The sequence below is a fragment of the Halogeometricum rufum genome (genome assembly GCF_900112175.1).
GTDB classification, from domain to species: Archaea; Halobacteriota; Halobacteria; order Halobacteriales; family Haloferacaceae; genus Halogeometricum; species Halogeometricum rufum.
Genome location: NZ_FOYT01000002.1, coordinates 612873 through 631670, shown reverse-complemented (window position 1 = coordinate 631670; position 18798 = coordinate 612873). Strand labels below are relative to the sequence as shown.

General features: G+C 67.0%; 27 protein-coding genes. 2 read left to right on the top strand and 25 right to left on the bottom strand.

The genetic code is table 11. The features are described 5' to 3' along the window. Positions 1 to 12 precede the first annotated feature (12 nt). Entirely contained in the window at positions 13 to 417 is a 405-nt protein-coding gene (locus BM310_RS12900) for a universal stress protein (RefSeq protein WP_089808331.1), read from the top strand. Positions 418 to 614: 197 nt separating this feature from the next. On the opposite strand, the gene BM310_RS12895 is transcribed toward BM310_RS12900, so the two are convergent. The 5 genes from BM310_RS12895 to BM310_RS12875 all read right to left on the bottom strand — a co-directional run bounded on the left by BM310_RS12895 (position 615) and on the right by BM310_RS12875 (position 5375). Further along, positions 615 to 1946, bottom strand: coding sequence for an ornithine cyclodeaminase (locus BM310_RS12895; protein ID WP_089808329.1), 1332 nt, complete (start codon positions 1944 to 1946; stop codon positions 615 to 617). 71 nt (positions 1947 to 2017) lie between these two features. Beyond that, positions 2018 to 2512, bottom strand: a complete 495-nt coding sequence (locus BM310_RS12890) for a hypothetical protein (RefSeq protein WP_089808327.1) — start codon at positions 2510 to 2512, stop codon at positions 2018 to 2020. A gap of 130 nt (positions 2513 to 2642) precedes the next feature. After that, the gene (locus tag BM310_RS12885; RefSeq protein WP_245778492.1) at positions 2643 to 3614 is read right to left on the bottom strand and encodes an alpha/beta hydrolase; all 972 of its coding nucleotides are present in this window, start codon (positions 3612 to 3614) and stop codon (positions 2643 to 2645) included. Continuing rightward, the gene (locus BM310_RS12880; RefSeq protein ID WP_089808325.1) at positions 3611 to 3964 is read right to left on the bottom strand and encodes a hypothetical protein; all 354 of its coding nucleotides are present in this window, start codon (positions 3962 to 3964) and stop codon (positions 3611 to 3613) included. Before BM310_RS12880 ends, BM310_RS12885 begins: the two co-directional genes overlap by 4 nt. A 625-nt stretch (positions 3965 to 4589) precedes the next feature. Continuing rightward, on the bottom strand, positions 4590 to 5375 hold the full coding sequence (locus BM310_RS12875) for a hypothetical protein (RefSeq protein ID WP_089808323.1): 786 nt from the start codon (positions 5373 to 5375) through the stop codon (positions 4590 to 4592). 105 nt (positions 5376 to 5480) lie between these two features. Here BM310_RS12875 and BM310_RS21425 point away from each other — a divergent pair, with 105 nt between their 5' ends. Next, positions 5481 to 5627: a hypothetical protein gene (locus tag BM310_RS21425; RefSeq protein ID WP_177232611.1), complete on the top strand. Its 147-nt coding sequence runs from the start codon at positions 5481 to 5483 to the stop codon at positions 5625 to 5627. 23 nt (positions 5628 to 5650) lie between these two features. On the opposite strand, the gene BM310_RS12870 is transcribed toward BM310_RS21425, so the two are convergent. The 20 genes from BM310_RS12870 to rpmC form a co-directional block, all read right to left on the bottom strand. Beyond that, entirely contained in the window at positions 5651 to 6460 is an 810-nt protein-coding gene (locus BM310_RS12870; RefSeq protein WP_089808321.1) for a CPBP family intramembrane glutamic endopeptidase, read from the bottom strand. 255 nt (positions 6461 to 6715) lie between these two features. Beyond that, positions 6716 to 8671, bottom strand: a complete 1956-nt coding sequence (locus BM310_RS12865) for a serine hydrolase domain-containing protein (protein WP_089808319.1) — start codon at positions 8669 to 8671, stop codon at positions 6716 to 6718. Positions 8672 to 8783: 112 nt separating this feature from the next. Continuing rightward, positions 8784 to 9440, bottom strand: coding sequence for a DUF998 domain-containing protein (locus BM310_RS12860; RefSeq protein ID WP_089808317.1), 657 nt, complete (start codon positions 9438 to 9440; stop codon positions 8784 to 8786). Between the two features lie 434 nt (positions 9441 to 9874). Then, positions 9875 to 11341: a preprotein translocase subunit SecY gene (gene secY, locus BM310_RS12855; protein ID WP_089808315.1), complete on the bottom strand. Its 1467-nt coding sequence runs from the start codon at positions 11339 to 11341 to the stop codon at positions 9875 to 9877. Between the two features lie 3 nt (positions 11342 to 11344). Further along, complete coding sequence (locus BM310_RS12850; RefSeq protein WP_089808313.1) at positions 11345 to 11848, bottom strand: uL15m family ribosomal protein; 504 nt, start codon at positions 11846 to 11848, stop codon at positions 11345 to 11347. Then, on the bottom strand, positions 11845 to 12309 hold the full coding sequence (rpmD, locus tag BM310_RS12845; RefSeq protein WP_089808311.1) for a 50S ribosomal protein L30: 465 nt from the start codon (positions 12307 to 12309) through the stop codon (positions 11845 to 11847). The genes BM310_RS12850 and rpmD overlap by 4 nt, the downstream gene beginning before the upstream one ends. Next, positions 12309 to 12956 carry a 30S ribosomal protein S5 gene (locus tag BM310_RS12840; RefSeq protein WP_089808309.1) on the bottom strand — a complete coding sequence of 216 codons (648 nt, stop codon included), beginning with the start codon at positions 12954 to 12956 and terminating at the stop codon, positions 12309 to 12311. Before BM310_RS12840 ends, rpmD begins: the two co-directional genes overlap by 1 nt. After that, the gene (locus BM310_RS12835) at positions 12953 to 13507 is read right to left on the bottom strand and encodes a 50S ribosomal protein L18 (protein ID WP_089808307.1); all 555 of its coding nucleotides are present in this window, start codon (positions 13505 to 13507) and stop codon (positions 12953 to 12955) included. The genes BM310_RS12840 and BM310_RS12835 overlap by 4 nt, the downstream gene beginning before the upstream one ends. Then, positions 13507 to 13962, bottom strand: a complete 456-nt coding sequence (locus BM310_RS12830; RefSeq protein WP_089808305.1) for a 50S ribosomal protein L19e — start codon at positions 13960 to 13962, stop codon at positions 13507 to 13509. The genes BM310_RS12835 and BM310_RS12830 overlap by 1 nt, the downstream gene beginning before the upstream one ends. After that, positions 13959 to 14666: a 50S ribosomal protein L32e gene (locus BM310_RS12825; protein WP_089808303.1), complete on the bottom strand. Its 708-nt coding sequence runs from the start codon at positions 14664 to 14666 to the stop codon at positions 13959 to 13961. Before BM310_RS12825 ends, BM310_RS12830 begins: the two co-directional genes overlap by 4 nt. Further along, a complete protein-coding gene (locus tag BM310_RS12820; protein ID WP_089808301.1) occupies positions 14667 to 15203 on the bottom strand; it encodes a 50S ribosomal protein L6 in 537 nt (178 codons plus the stop codon). It abuts the gene before it with no gap. Positions 15204 to 15207: 4 nt separating this feature from the next. Next, on the bottom strand, positions 15208 to 15600 hold the full coding sequence (locus BM310_RS12815) for a 30S ribosomal protein S8 (protein WP_089808298.1): 393 nt from the start codon (positions 15598 to 15600) through the stop codon (positions 15208 to 15210). A 2-nt stretch (positions 15601 to 15602) separates the two neighbouring features. Then, a complete protein-coding gene (locus BM310_RS12810) occupies positions 15603 to 15779 on the bottom strand; it encodes a 30S ribosomal protein S14 (RefSeq protein WP_089808297.1) in 177 nt (58 codons plus the stop codon). Beyond that, positions 15776 to 16303 (bottom strand): 50S ribosomal protein L5, encoded by a 528-nt coding sequence (locus BM310_RS12805; RefSeq protein ID WP_089808295.1) that lies wholly within the window; start codon positions 16301 to 16303, stop codon positions 15776 to 15778. Before BM310_RS12805 ends, BM310_RS12810 begins: the two co-directional genes overlap by 4 nt. Then, on the bottom strand, positions 16300 to 17025 hold the full coding sequence (locus BM310_RS12800; RefSeq protein WP_089808293.1) for a 30S ribosomal protein S4e: 726 nt from the start codon (positions 17023 to 17025) through the stop codon (positions 16300 to 16302). Before BM310_RS12800 ends, BM310_RS12805 begins: the two co-directional genes overlap by 4 nt. Beyond that, positions 17022 to 17381, bottom strand: coding sequence for a 50S ribosomal protein L24 (gene rplX / locus BM310_RS12795; RefSeq protein ID WP_089808291.1), 360 nt, complete (start codon positions 17379 to 17381; stop codon positions 17022 to 17024). Before rplX ends, BM310_RS12800 begins: the two co-directional genes overlap by 4 nt. A 3-nt stretch (positions 17382 to 17384) precedes the next feature. Beyond that, complete coding sequence (locus BM310_RS12790) at positions 17385 to 17783, bottom strand: 50S ribosomal protein L14 (RefSeq protein WP_089808289.1); 399 nt, start codon at positions 17781 to 17783, stop codon at positions 17385 to 17387. Then, the gene (locus tag BM310_RS12785; RefSeq protein ID WP_089808287.1) at positions 17783 to 18109 is read right to left on the bottom strand and encodes a 30S ribosomal protein S17; all 327 of its coding nucleotides are present in this window, start codon (positions 18107 to 18109) and stop codon (positions 17783 to 17785) included. Before BM310_RS12785 ends, BM310_RS12790 begins: the two co-directional genes overlap by 1 nt. Further along, on the bottom strand, positions 18100 to 18528 hold the full coding sequence (locus BM310_RS12780) for a ribonuclease P protein component 1 (protein WP_089808285.1): 429 nt from the start codon (positions 18526 to 18528) through the stop codon (positions 18100 to 18102). The genes BM310_RS12785 and BM310_RS12780 overlap by 10 nt, the downstream gene beginning before the upstream one ends. 56 nt (positions 18529 to 18584) lie before the next feature. Then, positions 18585 to 18797 carry a 50S ribosomal protein L29 gene (rpmC, locus tag BM310_RS12775; RefSeq protein WP_089808283.1) on the bottom strand — a complete coding sequence of 71 codons (213 nt, stop codon included), beginning with the start codon at positions 18795 to 18797 and terminating at the stop codon, positions 18585 to 18587. Position 18798: the final 1 nt, after the last annotated feature.

The following is an 18798-nucleotide window of genomic DNA, read 5'->3' as shown; positions in this document are numbered from 1 at the left end:
CCGTCGTGGGATATGACAACGTACGTTCTGGCGACGAACCACGTGGACACGAGCGCCGTGCTCTGTGACTACCTGCAGTCGCGCCTGGCGGCGGACGACACGGTGTACGCGGTGAACTCTCTCGTCGGCGGTTCCGAGACATCCAGCGAGGACGTCCTCGACGGCGAGGAGGCGCTCAACGTCGTCAGTTCGCGTCTCGGCGGGGTCGCCGAGGTGGAGACGCACCAGTTCGTCCGCGGCAACGACCCCGACGAGGACGTCCTCTCGTACGCCGAGGAGGTCGACGCCGACGAACTCGTCATCGGTATCCGCAAGCGCAACCCCACGTCGAAAGTCGTCTTCGGCAGTACGGCGCAGTCGATTCTCCTCAACGCGAACGTGCCGATGGCCGTCGTCCCTCTCGAACAGGTCGACTGAGCGTCTCTCTCGAACGGGTCGACTGAGCGTCTCTCTCGAACGGGTCGACTGAGCGTCTCTCTCGAACGGGTCGACTGAGCGTCTCTCTCGAACGGGTCGACTGAGCGTCTCTCTCGAACGGGTCGACTGAGCGTCTCTCTCGAACGGGTCGACCGAGCGTCGGTCGGCGGACGAATCGATACGGGGCCCGAACCGACTCAGCGTCCGGGGCAGTGACCGCCGCGCGAGTCGTCGGACTCCGAGTCGCCTCGGTCGTTCCCTCCGTCGCCCTCGGCGTCGCCGCCGTCCGTGACGGCGCTCTCGCCCGTCAGTATCTCGTCGGCCAGCGTCGGCACGAACGTCCCGATGTCGGTCACCATGCCGATGGCCTGCGAACTCCCCCGGTCGAGCAACTGCGTCACCGTCGCGGGGTTGATGTCCACGCAGACAACCTTCGTCGTCGAGGGGAGGCAGTTGCCGACGGCGACGGAGTGCAGGAGGGTCGACAGCATCAGCACCATGTCGGCCTCGTGCGCCTGTTCGCGGATGGCCTTCTGGGCCTCCACCGCGTCCGTGATGGTGTCGGGGAGGGGGCCGTCGTCCCGGATGGACCCCGCGAGGACGTACGGCACGTCGTTCCGGACGCACTCGTACATGATTCCGCTCCCGATGAGTCCCTCTTCGACCGCCTCCTCGATACCGCCCGCGCGGATGACCTCGCTGATGGTGTAGATGTGGTGTTTGTGGCCCTTCCGGGGGTGTTCCATCGTCTCCATGTCCATCCCGAGCGAGGTCCCGTACAGACCGCGTTCGATGTCGTGCGTGGCGAAGCCGTTGCCGGCCGAGATCATGTCGACGTAGCCCTCCCGAACCAGACGCGCTAAGTCGTCGCCCGCGCCCGCGTGGATGAGTGCGGGTCCGGCGACGACGAGCACCTTCCCGCCCTGCTCCTTCGTCGCCTCCAACGCGTCGGCCACCTCCCTGATGAGCGACTCGGAGGGTCGCTCCGAGGAGACGCCGCCCTGCATGAAGCCGAACGGCCCCGACGAGTCGCGGGGGCGTTCCGGCGGTTCGACGCGGATGCCCGCCTCGTCGGTCACGACGCGGTCGCCCTCCTCGATGGCGTTCAGCACCTTCGTGTACGCGCGGACGCCGCCGTCCGTCTCCTCTAGCACGATGGCGCAGTCCATCTCGATGTCGTCGACCTCGACCCACTCGCCCTCGTAGCGGACTTTCGTCGGGTGGTTGGTCGTCGAGTAGAAGCCGTGGGGGACGACCCGGTCGGCGGGGGCGGGTTCGACGTGCGCGTCCACGGGGTCCGTGAGGTTCGCGCCGATCTGGTGGAGTTCGTGCAGTATCTCCTGTAAGTCGTCGTCCGTCTCGGCCGTGACGGCCATCCGGCAGTACGACTCCTTCGTCTTCGACTTCCCGACGGTGAACTCCTCGACGTCGAAGTCGCCGCCGAGGTCCATCACGATGCCGAACGCTCGCTGCATCATCCCCGAGTCGATGATGTGTCCTTCGAGTTCGACGGTGCGCGTCGCAGTCATTGTCGAAGGTGTGCGGGGGCGGCCCAAGAAGGTCACGCACGCGCCCGATACTGCCGGTCAGCGACGGGGTCTCAGAAGAGCAGTCCCTTCAGCCCGTTCGCGACGGTCCACACCGCCTGCGAGACGAAGTGACCTCGCTCGCCGTCGATGCGGATGTCGTCGTTCGTGACCGCCGACCGGAACGCGGCGGCGGGGTTCTCCGAGTCGATGATTCGCTGTACCGTCGCGCGGTCGGTCTCGATGCGGACCGTCGCGTCGTCGTCGGGTTCGGGCTGGATGTCGACGATGCGCATCTGGTCGTCCAGCGCGAACGAGAACGCCGTCTCCTCGTCGCCGTCCGTCACGTAGGCGTTCACGCGGGCCCCCGCGAGGAGGCGTTCCGCGACGCCGAGGTCCAACGAGGCCGCACGCTCGTTGTACAGTTCGGACATCTCGACGAACGTGTCGTACGTGGACGCCTCGGCCGAGGACTCGTCGCTCTGCGCCGCCACGGGGACGGCGACGGCGGCAAGTATCAACAGGGCGACGACGGCGACGCGAACTGGGCGCGAGAACTGACTGGTCATGGGTGCGCTACAGAGGCTACCGGGGAATATAACCGTAGCGGCGAATGTATCCGAATCTGACTGTTTTGTCGGTGGCGGCGTCGTCGGCCGGAGGCGGCGTCGACGAACCCGACACCCCGAACGGCGGCGGTCAGCCGTCCACTTCGGCGTCGAGGAAGGCGACGCCGTGGCCGACGACGTGTTCGAGTCCCGACCCCTCGTAGGCGTCGAAGTGACCGACGGGGAGGCTGACGAACGTCGCGTCCGCGAGTTCGTCGGCGGCCGCGGCGACCGAATCGACGGGGACCACGTCGTCGCGCGTCCCGCCGAGGAGGAGGACCGGACAGGTAACGCTGTCGAGGTCGGTCCCCGCCGTGAACCGCGTCAGGTTCAGGAGCGACCGGGCGGGCGTCTCGTTGACCCACGCCGAGTCCGCCGGCACGGTGTCCAGATAGCCGCGGCGCGCGCCGGGCGTCGAGACGAGGGCGAACTCCTCGGGGTCGCCCGCGACGGGGACGGTGTGGGGGCCGACGACGAGCGACTGGAGGCGGTCTCGGACGCCCGCCAGCACCGACTTCGCGAGGAAGCCGTAGCCCCGCGTCCCGAGAAACGACCGGCCCGAGAGGACGGGCGTCTGCGAGACGACGGCGCGCACGCGCGGGTCGTCCGCGGCCACGTCGAGGACGTGGCCGCCGCCGACGTCCACCCCCCAGAGGACGAGACGGGACCCGTCGAGCCCGTCTCTCGACCGGACGCCCTCGATGGCCGCCTCCCAGTCGGCGCGCTGGCGCGAGGGGTCGACGAGGTTGCGCGGGTCGCCACCGCTGTCGCCGTGGTGGCGGTAGTCGAACAGGAAGACGGCGTACCCCGCCTCGGCGAGTCGCTCGGCGTAGTTCGGCAGTCCGAACGACCGCTCGCCGGCGAGGCCGCCGGCCATGACGACGACGGGCGGTTCGGCCGGTCGGTCGGGGCGGTAGAGCCAGCCAGAACAGCGCTCGCCGCCGCTGTCGAACCCCATCGTCACCTTCGAGAACGACTCGCGGGAGGGGCGGCCCGCCTCCCGGCCGTCGCGTTCGGTCTCCGCCGCCTCCGCCCACTCGCCCCGCGCGGTCGGTCGCGTCACGTCGACGCCCCCTCCTCCAGCGTCGAGAGCACCAACTCCGAGAAGTCCTCGTCGCTCAACTCGTAGCCGAGGTATCGTTCGAACCACTCGGCTTCGGCGTGCCACGTCCCCTGCACGTCGTCCTCGTGCCGGCGGACCGTCGCGTCGATGCGGACGGGGTCCCACTCGTCCGCCTCCGCCCGGTCGATGAACGTCGTGAGGACGCGGCCGATTTCGGCGTGGTTCACGTGCACGTCGGGAAACGCCGTGAGATACTCCAGCGTCACCGACTCCTCACCCACGTGGAGCGACTCGACGCTGATGCCGTTGCTTCGGAGGTCACCCTCCACGCCCGTGATGGCGTCGTTCATACTCACGTCTACCGAGGCGAGGGGCTAAACGTTTGCCGCGAGATGCGACGCTGCAGGACAGTTTCGAAGAGAGAAACCAGACGCCGTCGCGCCGGTCGTGGCGGACCCATCGGGGGTGGGTCGCGCCGGGCGCGACAGGTACCGACCGGCTGGACGACTCGACTTGCCGCGGGTCGCGTCGGGGTAGGCAGTCCGACGCGAACCGCGAGTGACTCCGTCCCGGGAGGTAGGCACGTCCCGGGGTGGGTCGGTCGAGCGACGCCGCGGCCCTCGGGGGGAGCCGCGACGCGTGGTAGCCGCCGTCCGTTCGACGGCCCGCCAGCGTGGCCGATATGGCGAGTGGGTTCGTGTGGCGTTGGTGGATGGTGTGTAACGGCGCGTCCGTGCGTCACGGAACGACCCGCACACGTCGGCCCGCCAGGCGGGCTTCGGGGGACCGCGCCCACGCGCCGACAGCGATGGCTACGACGAACTCGAATATAAATCCTCGGCACCGAGAATCAATTTTGATATTAGGTGTGATCGCGTCAGATACGGCCGCTCTCGGCGGCCGAGTGTCTCGCTCACGGGTGAGCTACTCGCGCTCGCGAGATGCAGTCGTGAGAACGACATCGTCGCCGGCCCGTCAGCGCGACGGCTGCGTCGACCCGCCGCCGGCCTCTATCGGGTAGTGGTAGTCGGCGTCGAGTTCGTCGCCGCCGAGTTCGCGGTAGAGGTCGAACAGGTCCGTCACGTCGCTGACGCTGTAGTCGTACAGCAGACGCTCCAGTTCCCGGTGCGTCCGCGTCTCCTCGATACCGGCGACGACGCCCGCCACGTAGCGCTCGCCGAGGACGCGCCCGACGTGTTCGCCCTTGACGAACGACTCGTTGATGCCGAGGCCCTCGCGGTAGCCCTCGTCGAAGTCGTAGTCGTCGTACCAGACGCGCGGGTTGTCGATGCCCGCCAGTTGGTACGCCTTCCAGTCCGGCAGGACGACCTGTTCCTCCCAGAGTTCCTCGGCGTATCGGTCGGCGGCCGCCGGCGCCACGTCGACGTGCCGGCCGAGGCAGTCCGCGAGGCGTCCCGGCGCGCCCGAGAGCGTCTCCGACGCCGCCAGCGACGCCGCCCAGTTCCCCAGATGCGTCAGGTCGAACCACGCGCCGTTGTACGTCAGCGTCCGGTCGACGTCGCGGGCCTCACACCACTCGAACAGTCGCTCGAACAGGTCCGCGGTGTGGTCGTCGTCCCAGCCTCCCCGACGGAACAGCACCGCCGTCTCCCGTTCGTCGCCGTCCGCTCGGACCCCCGCGGGGCCGTCGTCGACGTACGCGAGTGCGACCGACAGCCACTCGTAGTACTCGGTGTCGTTCGCCCCGTCCGGTTCCGCGAACGGACTTGCCGTCTCGATGTCGAGTGCCAGCGTCCCCATCTCGTCGGCGAGTGGCGACGCCGCGATAAATGTCGTTCGGGATTCTCTCGGCGGCGGTTCAGGTCACGTGGGAACTGCGGGGAACGGTGCGAACGAATCCCAGTAGTGGCTCTGGCACACGGGTTCGGCGAGGCGCGAGTCGTCTCCGCGGAGGGGTCACGCGTCGAGTTCGACTTCCGTCTCGACGGCGACGTGGCCGTCTCGACCGTCGACGGGCGCGGGAACCTCCTCGCGTTCGATCGGGAGCGCTGAGAGACCGGAGGCGAACGGCGCTCTCAGACCGTCGCGACCTGGGCGAACGAGAGGACGACGAGGGGAACGTGGAACGAGGCGTGAGCCACCATCGCCGCCTCGAGACTTCGTCGCCAGTAGAGCCACCCGAAGAGGACCCCGGCCACCCCGTTCAGGAGGACCGTCCGCGCGACCAGCGCCGGGGTGAGAGCGACCGACTGAGCGAGTGCGGGGAGGTGACCCAGGCCGAACAGCACGGCGGAGACTACGATTGCGACCCACACGACGGCCGGTCGTGGCCCGTCCGCCCGACGGCCGGTGACGCGCCACCCGGCGAACGCGAGCGCGGACATGAGTCCGAACCGGAGCATGAGCTCCTCGGTCACCCCTCCGTAGAGGAACCGGACGGGCGCGTACGCGAGGACGTCCGAGACGGTCGGTCTCGTTGCTCCGATCACGGACTGCGGTAGGTCCTGCCCGACGAACGGCATCATCGCCGCGTCGAGGACGACGATCAGAACCCCGCCGAGGACGCCGATTCCGACGGCGAGTCTGACCTCTCCACGGAGGTGCCGCCAGACACCGTCGCCAGTTCCAGACCGCTCGATTACGTACGACCGCAGTCCCACCCGCGGTGCCGCGTACGCGCCGAGCAGACACGCGACGACGAGAAGCAGCAGCGGAGTGACGGCCGAGGCGACGGCGAGAAGCGGGAGCGACAGTCCGGGCGGGACGGCCGTCGGCGGTGTCGTGAGGTAGACGTAGCCCACGAGCGCCGCGATTCCGGGTACACCCAGCAGCAGAGCCACGCCGAACCGCTTGCCGAAAGAAGGGCCGTTCGCAGTCGGAGACATGGGTTCGACGACTCGCGGCGCCGAGAAAGCAGTTGCGGAGCAGTCGCCTCTCGTCGTCAGCGCCCCTCCGACCGTCGACCGGGAGTCGGTGTCGGTTCCGCGTCGGACTCGGTCTCGTACCCGAACTGACCGCCCGTTGTGACGAACAGCGCGGCGACGTACCACCGCGGCGCGACGCGCGCGAATCTGCCGTCTCACGGTTCGATACTTCGACGACCGACGGGTTGGTTCGGAATCGTGGCTTTCGAGCCAGTTCTACAGCGGGAGGATACCGACGAGAGAGAGTTGCCAGGCGAACAGGACTGCGAGCGCCGTCACCACCGAGTAGTGCAGTCGAGCCCAGCGAGTCCAGAGGCCGTCGCGCCACGCGAACCCGGCCACGGCGACTGCACCGACCGTCCCGGCGAGGGCGACCCACCTGAGGACCGTGCCGGCCCGAAGCGCCAGCGACGGCGAGGCGATCTCCGCGTTGAAGTTGACCCAGGCCAACAGGAAGACGACCAACACTCCCAGCCAGAGCAGACTCACCGTTCCCAGGAGCCAGCGGGCCGCCCGTTCGCGGTCGCTCGGCACGGCACCCCCTCGCCACCGTCGCCACACCGGGCCACCGAGCCAGAGCAGGAGGACGGATAGGAAGGCCACGACGCCCGCGCCGACGACCGTCTGCAGGACGGTGAGGCGCTCGTACCACGGGACGCGTTCGTACGTGGCCGGCCCGAAGGCGTGTCGGAACAGGTGCGTCGCGCGGCCGTCCTCGTCGAACTGGAAGACCAGCAGTTCGCTCCCGCCGACCTCCTCGTAGACGCCCGGTCGTCGCTCGACCCACGTCTGCGTCCCCGCCCCGACCCGACTGGTCGTCAGGTACCCGCCGTCGGTCGCCCCGACGGTGTAGGTCCGCGTCATCACGCCGAGGATGCGTTCCCACGACGACTCGGAAACCGTCAGCGAGCGGTAGTCGCCGGCCAGTTCGCGCGCCCGTTCGCCGGCACCGTCCGGGGGTTCGACGACGGGTTCGTCCGAGCGCGGGTAGTACCGGTCCGTGAACGCCTGCAGGAGTTCGAACCGGGCGGGGGCCCCGCCGGGACTGTTGTAGACGACGAACAGGCCGGTGTCGCGCTCGGGGTACAGCGCGAGCAGGCTCTTGAAGCGGGGCGTGTCGCCCCAGTGTCCGACGATGGTCTCGTCGTTGCGGTCCATCTCGATGAACCCGTAGCCCATCCCGTTGAGTTCCGGGACCGCCTCGGACTTCGTGAACTGTCGACGGTGCATCTCGCGGACCGTCTCCGGTTCGAGGATGCGCTCGGAGCCGTACGCTCCCTCGTTCAGGTGGGCGAGCGCGAACTGCCCCATGTCGGTCGCGGTCGTGCGGAGCGACCCGCCCTCGGGCGGAAGTGTCCATATCACGGGGTCGTGAGCCCGATACGCCCCGTTCTGGTAGGTGTATCCGACGGCACGTCGGGACTCCAGTCGGGCGGGAAGCGGTTGGGCGTAGGTCGTGTCGTCCATCGCGAGCGGCGTGAAGATGCGGTCGTCGACCAGTTCGGCGAAACTCGCGTCGGACTGTTCGGCGAGCGCGTGTCCCGCCAGCGCCGTCCCGTAGTTCGAGTACGCGACGAACTGTCCCGGCGGCCTGACGCGCGCCGGTTGATGCTCGGCGAGAATCGCCTCCATCGAGCGTATCTCGCTGGGGTCGTCCGCGACCATCCCCGCGAAGGTGTCCTCGAAGCCCGCCGAGTGAGTCCCGAGGTGACGCAGCGTGACGGGGTCCTCGTACGTGTCCGGAACCGTGACCGCGGAGTCGATCAGATAGTCGTCGACGTCGCGGTCGAGTTCGAGCCGCCCGTCCTCGACGCCCTGCATCACGGCCGTCCACGTCACGAGCTTCCCGGTCGAGCCGACGCTGAAAATCGTCTCGTCGGCGTCGACGGGTCGCCGCGATGCGAGGTCCGCGTAGCCGTAGCCCTTCGCGAGTACCACCTCGCCGTCGCTGAGGACGACGACGGCCGCACCCGGGATACGGTGCTCCTCCAACTGGCGCGCCATCGTCTCGTCGAGCCACGCCTCCGTCTCCGCCCGGTCGGCCAGTTCGACCCGGTCGGTCGAAGCACCGGACGAACCGTCGGACTGAGCCGCTGCCGTACCGACCGGCGCGCTCACGAGTGCGAGGGTCACGAGGACGACGACGACGCTGTGGACGTATCGGTGGTGCACTAGTGGGCCTCGCTGTGCCCGTGTTTCAGTTCGGGTGGGACGGTCGAACCCGGCGGTCGGGGGAGTAGCCCCGTAACCGGCGACGACGACTCGCGAGTCGAGACGCCGTCGCTCATGCCGTCTCTCGGACGTCACTGGAACGCTCGCCCTTCTCGAGCAGAGAGCCGCCGAAGGCGACCATCCAGAGCATCACGGGGTAGACGATCATCCGCTCGGTCCCGCCGTGGCCGATGGGGCCGAACGCGGCGGCGTTCCCGCCGTCGCCGAGGGCCATCAGCACCACGAAGACGAGACCGAGTGCCCCCGCGAGGACGGCCAGCACCCGCATGACGCCGTCGAGGCGAGTCGCGCTCCCGATGGCCTGCACGTTGAAGAACACGAACGCGAGCAGCGCCGCGAGCCCGTGGAGGCCGCCGGTGTCGAGCGGGAAGAGGCCGGCGCCGACCGCACCGACGCCCGCCAGCGCGAAGATGGCCAGCAGCCAGCGCTTCCCGTGGGTGCGGTAGAAGAAGTACCCACCTAGGAGGTTGAGCACGCCGACGACGACCAGCGAGACGTTGAACAGGAGCGCCGTCTCCGGGAAGACGCCGAGGTCGCTGATGGCGGCCGCGCCGAAGTCGTAGCCGGGCACCATCGCCGCCGCGAGCATGATGGCGGTCATGAACTGTGCAGCGAGTGCGAAGAAGCAGACACCCGCCAGTGTTCGGGGCGTGAACGTAACCCCCCGAATCGAGAACACCGATTCTGCCGTGGGTTGGAGTTGGCTCATCTGTCGTTCACCGTACGACTATTGGCTCGCCGAGGAGATAGCTCGAAACGCCCCTTCCCGGCGGGTGAGAACGAACGGTGGGCGTTTCGAGCGACTTGGTGTGTCGCAGTGTCGTCTACCGCGTGGCCGGCGACTGTCGGTGACGAGGACCGCCTCAGCTTTCGGTCTCGTCTCGACGCGTTCGGCGACGAGGAGGATAGCTCCGCTGACGACAGTGCCGACCGAGCTGTTTCGGTCGCCTCGGTCAGGCGTTCGCGAGAGCCGCCGAACCAGATGGCACCGCCTTGACGACGGTGACGCGTTCGAAGTTCGCCGTCGGCCGGCGCTTCGAGCGAACGAGCGCACATCTCACCGTCGTCGTTCGAGGAATCGGACGGCAGGCGCCCTCTCCGTGAGAGACTCGAAAAAATACCGGCGGTAGAGAACCGCGTTCGTCAGTTGCCGAACATCTGGCGCATCATCGGATGCATCTCCATCAACTGCTCTTCTGCGATCTCCTCGTACAGCTTGTACGTGATGGAGACCGTCAGCAGCAGTCCGGTTCCGGAGACGGAGCCGATGGTGCCGAGCATGTTCGCCATGACGGCGAGCAGTCCGACGAGTGCGCCGCCGATGACCGTCACCTGCGGGATGTACCGTTCCATCACCTTCTCGATGACCTGCGGGTTCCGTCGGAAGCCGGGGATCTGCATCCCGGAGTTCTGAATCTGCTTGGCGGTGGACTCGGGGCCCATCCCCGTCGTCTCCACCCAGAAGATGGCGAATATCGCGCCACCGACGACCATGAACACGAGGTCGATGAGGACGCGCAGCAGAATCTGCGCGGGGTCCTGCGAGGTGAGTCCGAGGAACCACATCCAGTCGCCGCGCGACTGGATGGGTGCGAGGTAGTAGAACAGGCCACCGGTGACCTGCCCGTTGCTGTACGACCCCAGCCACCCCGGGAGGCCGGTCCAGTTGTTCAGGATGCGTCCGAGGAACTGGATGTTGGCCTGCAGGGCGCGGACGAGGATCATCGGCAGGACGCTCGCGTAGATGAGCTTCACGGGGAAGCGGCCGCGGGCGCCCTTCACGCGGGCGTGCGACAGCGGAATCTCGACCCGGACGCTCTCCGCGTAGACGACGATGCCGAAGATGAGCAGCGTCGTGAACAGCGCGAGCAGTTGGCCCTGCCCGAGGAAGATGTCGGACAGGCCGCCCGGCGAGAGCGGCGACCCGATCTCGGTCGCCCCGGTCAGGATGCCGAACCACGTCGGGAAGAACCCGGACGTGCCGCCGAGACCCTGCCAGCTGAACAGCCCGGCGACGAGCTGCTGGCTGACGCCGGCGATGATGAACAGGCCCACACCGGACCCGACACCCCACTTGCTCACGATCTCGTCCATGAACAGGATGAGGACGCCGCCGACGAACATCTGCGCGAAGATGATGGTCTTCACGCCACCGACGCCGACGCCGAGCGACTGCGCGACCTGCTGGTCGGCGGGGAGGTACCCCCCGGCGAACACCATCGGGAGCCCGGTGAGACAGATCATCACGACCACCAGAAGCTTCTGCAGCCCCTGGTAGAGGATCTGGTCACGCGGGTCGTCGGTGTCGAGACCGAGCAGGTCGGCCCCGCCGAGCAGTTGCAGGACGATGCTCGCCGTGACGATGGGCCCGATGCCCAGCTGGAGTATCGACCCCTGCTGTCCGGCGAGGATGCTGCGGAACTGTCCGTAGAAGTCCCCGCTCGCGGTCTGCGTCTGCAGCCCGAACATCGTCACGTTCGTCAAGAAGAAATACATCACGAGGATGCCAGCGGTCCAGCCCAGCTTCCGGCGGAACGGGACGTGTCCCTCCGGACGGGCGACTGATGGCATCCGCGTCAGCACCGGTTCAGCGGCCTCCTTCCATCCCATAGGTTACTCTTCGGAGCCTTCCTCGTCGTCCGTGTTATCTTCTTCGGCTTCGGCCTGCGCCTCTTCTCCGCGCTCGGAGAGTTCGGCGCTGCCGTCCGCCTCTTCGAGAAGTTCGACGGCCCCGGCGGTGAACGCGTCGGCGACGACGTGCAGTTCCTGACGGACCTGCCCGCCGCCGAGCACCTTCACCACGTCGGCGTCGTAGCCGTCCTCGGCCACGTCGCGCGCGTCGATGTGGTAGGCGTCGCCGTCCTTCTCGGCCACGTCGTCGGCCGCGAGGAGCGCGGCGTCCTCGTCGAGCTTCTGCACCTTCACTTCGACGACGGTGTCCTGCGCCGCTTCGGGACGCTTGAAGCCGTGTTTGCCGAGCGGTTCGTAGTTGTGGAACTCGTGTTTGTCGCGTCCCGCACGGCCGCGGCCGCCGCGGTGACCGGCACCGCGCCGGTTCTTGTGCGTGCCGCCGCCGTGGGTTCGGGACCCGCGCTGTCGTCGTTTCTTCGAGGTCATCGCATGTCCTCCAGGAGTTCGTCTATCTGGCCGGTCGAGTGCTTCCCGAGCTGACCGCCCTCTTTGGTGACGTGCTTCTGGCCCTTGTGACCGCCGCGCGGCGGGTGCAGGCGAAGCACCGGCGAGAGACCCTGCTCGCGCAGCGTCGTCTCCTCGTCGACGAGTGCCTCCGCGAGCGCGGTCACGTCGTCGTAGTCGGTGTTCTCCGCGAGCCAGTCGTCGTCGACCGTCTCGGAGCCCTCGGCGGGCTCCGCGCGGGACCGAAGGAGCGTCTCGACCACGTCGACGCTCGGTTCGCCGTGCGCGACGTAGTCGTTGACCTTCGTGAGCATCCCGCGGTAGGTGTCCGTCTCGGGGACGAACGCACAGTGGTTCACGCTGTGGATGTTGAGCATCTTCAGCGTGTCGTGCGTCGTCTGACTCATGTTCACGTCGCCGCGGAGCTGAACGACTGCCTGCATCAGTTACCCGCCTCCCGCTGTTTCTCGCGGGCGCGTCGCGGCGTCCGCGACTGGGACGCGTTCTTCAGCGCGTTGTACGTCGCCTTCGCGAGGTTGACCGTCGTTCGCGTGTTCCCGTTCGAGCGGGTCCACGCGTCCTGCACGCCGGCCAGTTCGAGGATGTTGCGGACGGTCTCTGCCGCCGCGAGTCCGAGGCCCTGCGGTGCGGGCATGATCTCGACCGTCACGGAGCCGGCCTTCCCTTCGGCCTTGCGCGTCAGGGAGTTCAGCCCGCCGGCGGAGTCTTCCCACGACCCGGAGCCGCGGTCCACCTTGATGATGTTCAGCTTCGCCACGTCGATGGCCTTCTGGATGGCCGAGCCGACCTGGTCGTCTCGGGCCTCGGCGTAGCCGAGGAACCCGTCGCGGTTCCCGATGGCGACGACGCAGCGGAACTTCACACGCCGACCGGAGTCGGTCATGCGCTGCACCATGTTGATGTCGAGCACCTCGTCTTCGAGTCCGGGCAGCAGCTGGTCGACGATCTCCGCTTCCTTGAGCGGGAGACCCGTCTCCAGCGCCTGCTCCATCGAGGTGACGTCGCCGTCCTGTACCATTCGGCCGAGCCGCGTTCGCGGTTCCCAGCCGTTGCTGTTGCGTTGGCTCATGCGTCCTCCTGAAGTCGCTCGAGCACTTCGTCGAAGTGCTCAGGCAGGTTCGTGGCGTCGAAATCGCCGCTGTAGAGCGGCTCGTCGAGCTGCTCGGCGTACTCGGCGATGTGCTCGCCGCGGTTACGCGACCAGTCGGCCAGTACGTCTTCGTTGTGCGGGATTTCGAGGCCAGCGTCTATCGCTCCTTCCTGAACCGCGAACACCTTGTTGCCGGGCGTCGCCGTGTTCAGGCCGATGTCGAGGACGGCCTCGTCGAGGCCGGCTTCGACGGCGCGCTTCCCCGCGAGGTAGCCCGTCAGGTACGCGCTGGGGAGGTTGCCCGTGGGGGCTTCCCAGCCGTAGTCTGCGAGGTCCTCGGAGGAGGCGGCCGCGTGAGTGGTGTCTCCGTTCGGTCCGGGGGATATCAGCTGCGCCCTGACGTGCTGGTTGCTCACGCGAGCAACGAGCCGGGGTTTGCCCGATTTCAGCAGGCGCAACCTCTGGTGGTAATCCGTCCGAACCTCGCGGCGACGCCGCATCGGCACCTTGTAGCGTGGTCCTGTCGCCATTATTCTATCTCCACGTCGTAGTTGTTGTCGATGTACGCTTCGAGCCGGTCCACGCTGTCGAACTCGCCACCGGACGCCTTGTTGTACAGTTCGCGGTACTGCGTCGGCGTCAGCGGCCCGTCGTCGCGAAGCTCCTTCAGGCGACGACGCTGCGCGCGGATTCGGCTGATCCATTCGTCCTTCGAGCTCTTCCGACCGCCGGACTTCCCTTTGCGGGAGCCGGGACCCTTCCGGTGCCCGTAGGAACGCTTCTCGGCGCGTTCGCGGGCGCGGCCCTTCGAGTTACTCTTGGCGTCTTTGGTACGAATCGTACCGTCGTCCACGAGTTCGCGGATGTCTTCGCGCGTGATGGCTTCCGCGATGTCGGCCTGTGCCTCGGGGTCGAACCAGACGCGGCTCTTACCGACGTCGAGGACGTCGGCGGCCATGCGTCGCTGTGCTTTCAGGTCGGTCATTCGTCGTCCACCTCCACTTCGACGTAGGTGGGGTTGAGGACGCGAATCTCACGGTCCTCGGCCTCTTCCTCGATGCGCTCGCGCTTGCGTGCGCCGACCGAAGAGGCGATGCGGACGGCCTCGCTGTCGCCGTCGACGCCTTCGAGGTCGTCCACGTTGTGGACGTGGACTTCCTCGAAGCCGGACGGGTGCAGGCCGCGGGCGGCCTCGGGCGACCGGAAGCCGGCTTCGACTTTCGGCCCCTTGCCCTTGATGCCTCGTCGCTGCTTCGAGAGGTTCCCGCGCGGCTTGCGCCACGAGGTGGGCGTCCGCTTCTTCTTGTGGTAGTCCTGTCGGTTGAACTGCGGCTTGCCCTCGCGGAGTTTCTGCGTGAGGGCGCTCGCCGTCTCGTCGTCGAGTTCCGGGGTCTTGTCGGCGTGGCCGCGGGGACGGAGTTCCGTCTCGACGTCCTCCTCGGCCGCCTCCTCGTCCTCGGTCTCGTCTTCGACTTCGGCCTCGGTCTCCTCGGAGACTTCGAGGCCACCGACGTCGGCTTTGATGCGTGCCGCGAGGGCGTTCCCGATGCCGGAGACGTCCGCGAGTTCCGATTGACTCGCGGCCTTCACGTCTTCGACCGACTCGTAGCCCGCCTCGCGGAGTGCGTCGCCCTTCGAGGGGCCGACACCGCTGATGTCTTCCAGTTCCTGAATCTCTTCGTCGGACATTTAGGCACCTCCAGTCTGCGGCTTCTGCGTGATGTAGACGCCGTCTTGGAAGACGCGCGTGTCCTTGTCCTTCACGCGAGTGAGTTGTTCGATGTCGGCTGCGGTCTGCCCGACGTCCTCTTTGTTGGGGCCGGTCAGGACCAGTTCTTCGCCGTCGATCTGTACGTCCGTGTCGCCGCGGATCTTCGCGTGGCGCGGCGACTTCTCGCCGAGGAAGTTCTCGATAACGACCTCGTCACCCTGCACGTTCACCTGCATCGGGAAGTGGGCGTAGTAGACTTCCATCTTGTACTCCCATCCCTCGGTGACGCCGTAGAGCATGTTCTCCACGTGGCTCTCGAAGGTGCCGATGGTCGCGTTCGTCTTCGCGTCCGTCTCCTCGGACTCGATGACGACCTGTCCGTCTTCGACGGAGACGCCGATGTCGGGGTACCAGAGCGTCTTCGTGACGCTCCCGTTCGACCCTTCGACGGTCAGGTCGAGATTCTTGACCTCGGCAGAGACGTCGTCCGGTATGTCGATTTCTACTCGGTTCATTGTCTCAGTACACGTAGGCGATTACTTGGCCACCGATGCCCTGTTCGCGGGCGTCGTAGTGGCTCATGACGCCGTGACTCGTCGTGACGATGAGCGTCCCGTAGTCACGGGCCGGGAGGAATCGCTTCTCCCACTTTTCGAACTCGTCTGCGCCCGCGGAGTAGCGGGGCTTGACGACGCCACATTCGTTGATAGCGCCATTCAGTTCGACCTCGAACGTTCCGGCCTTGCCGTCTTCGACGAACTCGAAGCCGTCGATGTACTCGCGGTCGTAGAAGACCTCGAGCACGGAGCCGATGACGTTGGAGGCGGGCTGTATCTCGTGCGACAGATGCCCCACGCTCTCGGCGTTGTTCACGCCGGCGAGCGCGTTGGCGAGGGGGTCATTTCCTGCCATAGCTATCGATACTTCTTGAATCCCATGTCGCGGGCGACCTCGCGGAAGCACTGACGGCACAGATTGATGTCGTACTTCCCGACGAGTCCTTGCTTGCGACCGCAGCGACGGCACTCGTTCTCCTGGCCGGTGCGCCGGGACGCGTGCTCGCCCGTCTGTTCTGTCTCTGATTCGCTCATTCTTCTGTGACCTCCACGTCGAAGTTCGCTTCGAGGAAGGGGATGGCGTCCTCGGCGCTCATGCGGTGCGCCGAGGGGATGCTGCGCGACGCCTTGTCGCGCTTCTTCACGCGGTAGCCGGGGCGGACGAGGTTGACCGTCACGTCCAGCCCGTAGATACCGATCTGCGGGTCGTACTCCTGCGACGGGAACTCCGTGTGCTCCTCGACGCCGAAGCTGAAGTTGCCCGTCTCGTCGAACTGCTTCGCCGAGATGTCGGCGAGCGGCAGCGCCGTCTCGAGGAACTCGACGGCCTGGTCGCCGCGGAGCGTGACCTTCGCACCGATGGGGTCACCCTTCCGGGCGCCGAACTGCGTCGCGGCGCGCGTGGCGATGGTCTGAACCGACTCCTGGCCGGTGATCTCTTCGAGGATGTCCTCGGCGTTGGCCAGTTCGCGACCACCTTCGCCGACGCCCATGTGGACGACGACTTTCTCGATGCGCGGTTCGCGCATCTCGTGGAACTCGCTCTCGCTCTCGCTCATTCGTCCTCACCGTCCTCGGCGTCACCGGTGAAGTTCTCGTCGATGACGACGACGTACTGCTCGACGGTCTCGAACGTGTACGCGTCGGTCTCGACGGCGACGGAGTTGTTCCCGCTACCGGGCGTGACGGTGATCTCGGTGATCTCGCCGACTTCGCCCGCGTGCGTGCCGTCGACGGCGGTGACCAGCGCACCCTCCTCGTAGGGGAAGTGCGCGACGATCTCCTTCGTCTCGTTGTCGACGACCAGCGAGTCCTTCGAGTGGTACTGGTCGGGGTCGTCGTCTTCCTCGACGCGGACGTTCGAGCCGTCGTGCAGCGTGAGCTGCGTCGCGCCGCCTTTCACGCTCTGCTTGCCGACGACCTTCCCGAGTCGGCTGTCCGCCGACTCGGCGTCGATGGTCGTGAGCGCGAGGCGTCCGCCCTCGTCGGGGAAGACGCGGAAGTACTCGCCGCGCTCCGTGAACGCCAGGATGTCGAACATCCCGATGGGGCGCTGCTCGTCGGAGACGGCGTCCCCGTTGACGAGGACGTTGCCCTCGTTGAGCGCGTAGCGCGCTTCCTTCTTGTTGTCCACGTAGCCGAGCACGTCCCGGAGCAGGATGAGGAGGGGAACCCCTGCCTCACCGTGCGGGCCGGCGCTGGCCTTCACCGTGAACGTCCCTTCTTTACGTTCGATCGGCCACGAGTTCGGTGCCGAGAGTCGCTTCTGATGTCGCGTCATTCGTTGTCCTCCGCTTGGAGACGCTCTTCACGACGCTCGTCTTCGAGGTCCAGTTCGGTCACGCGAATGTTGCTCGTGTCGAGGGGACGAGGCACTTCCTCGCCGTCGGCCTTCGCGACCGTGACGTCCTCGACGTAGACGACCGCGTCCTTCAGGTCGACTTCGGCGACTTCGGCCTCCGTGCCGGCGTGGTCGCCGCGGAGAATCTCCACCGTGTCGCCTGCGTTGACGCGGACGTTGCGCTGACCGTACTCCTCGCGGAGGTCACCGGCCAGCGTCGCGCGAACCTGCTTCTGTCGCTCGTGAAGCGGCGCGTTCTGCGTCTCGTTTCGCTGTTTGCGTGGTTGCTTCGTCATGGTCTATACGATCATCGTCGCCGTCGAGGCGATGCTCCCGAAGCGCTCCGCGACTTCGCGTGCGATGGGGCCCTTGATCTCGGTCCCGCGAGGCTCTTCCATCTCGTCGATGATGACGGCGGCGTTGTCCTCGAACTTCACGCGCGTCCCGTCCGGTCGGCGGATCGACTTCCGCTGTCGGACGATGACTGCCTGGAGCACCTGGCGGCGCATCTCGGGCGTCCCTTTGGTCACCGAGACGGTGACCTGGTCGCCGATGCCCGCCTTGGGGTGTCGGTTCTTGGTTCCTGAGTAGCCCTTCACGCTGATGACTTTCAGCTGGCGCGCGCCGGTGTTGTCGGCGCACGTGATGAGCGAGCCTCGTGCGAGGCCCTTCGTGACGTCGGCCTTCAGCGCCTCCATCACTCCTCACCTCCGAGCGTCTCGACGACGACGTGTGCCTTCGTCTTCGACAGCGGTCGGGTCTCTGCGATACGTACCGTGTCGCCTTCCTCGAGGTCCATGCACGGGGGTGCGTGGGCCGGGATGCGACTACGCCGCTTCATGTAGCGGTCGTACTTGGGGACGCGAACGTCGTATTCGCGTTCCACAACGACGGTTTTGTCCATGTCTGTGGAGGCGACTGTGCCTTCGAGCGTCTGTCCGCGGACTCCGAGTGAGCCGTGGAACGGACAGTTCTCGTCGGAGCAGGTCTCCTCCGGTTCTTCTACGTTCAGTCCTATCGCCATGTTGTGTCACCTGCCTTCTCTGTTCGCAAGGCGGGTCGTGAGAGCAGACGTGTGCCATCCACCGTAACGTAGGCCACGCCCTGGCAACGGCCCGACTGACTGGCTTCCAATCCGCCAGCAGTTTCCGACCGAAGTTTGGACGCGGTCCCCGACGCCTTCTCGGCGTCGGCGGCTTCATCTGTGCGTGCGGGACGGTCGTCCCGCGACGGAATCTCGAACTGCAGGGTCGAGCCCTGCTTCGGCACCTGACGCACCCGTGTCCCCTCGGACGTGTCGCTCACGTCCACGTGGAGCGTCTGCATCGTCTCGACGACGACACGGCCGGCTATCCCGACCAGGTCGGGGTTCGCGGCGTCGACGACCTCCACGCGGAGGCCGTTGAGTTCGTGTCGCGTCAGGGTCTCGGGTGTCAGTGCCATCGTTGGTTCGGTGTTCGTCGTCGAAGTCGTTGGACTTCGTCAGACGGCCCGACGAGCTACTGCTCGTCGAAGTCGCCTTCTTCTTGCTGGATCGTCTTGATCCGAGCGATGGTTCGCCTCAGTTCGCTGACGCGGCCGGGGTTGTCCGGCGCGCCACCGGCGGCCTGGACGGCCTTCGCGTTGAGGAGTTCGGTCTCCAGTTCCTCGACTTCCGCCTCGCGCTCTGCGGGCGTCATGTCGCGAATCTCTTCGGCGTAGAGGATTGCCATG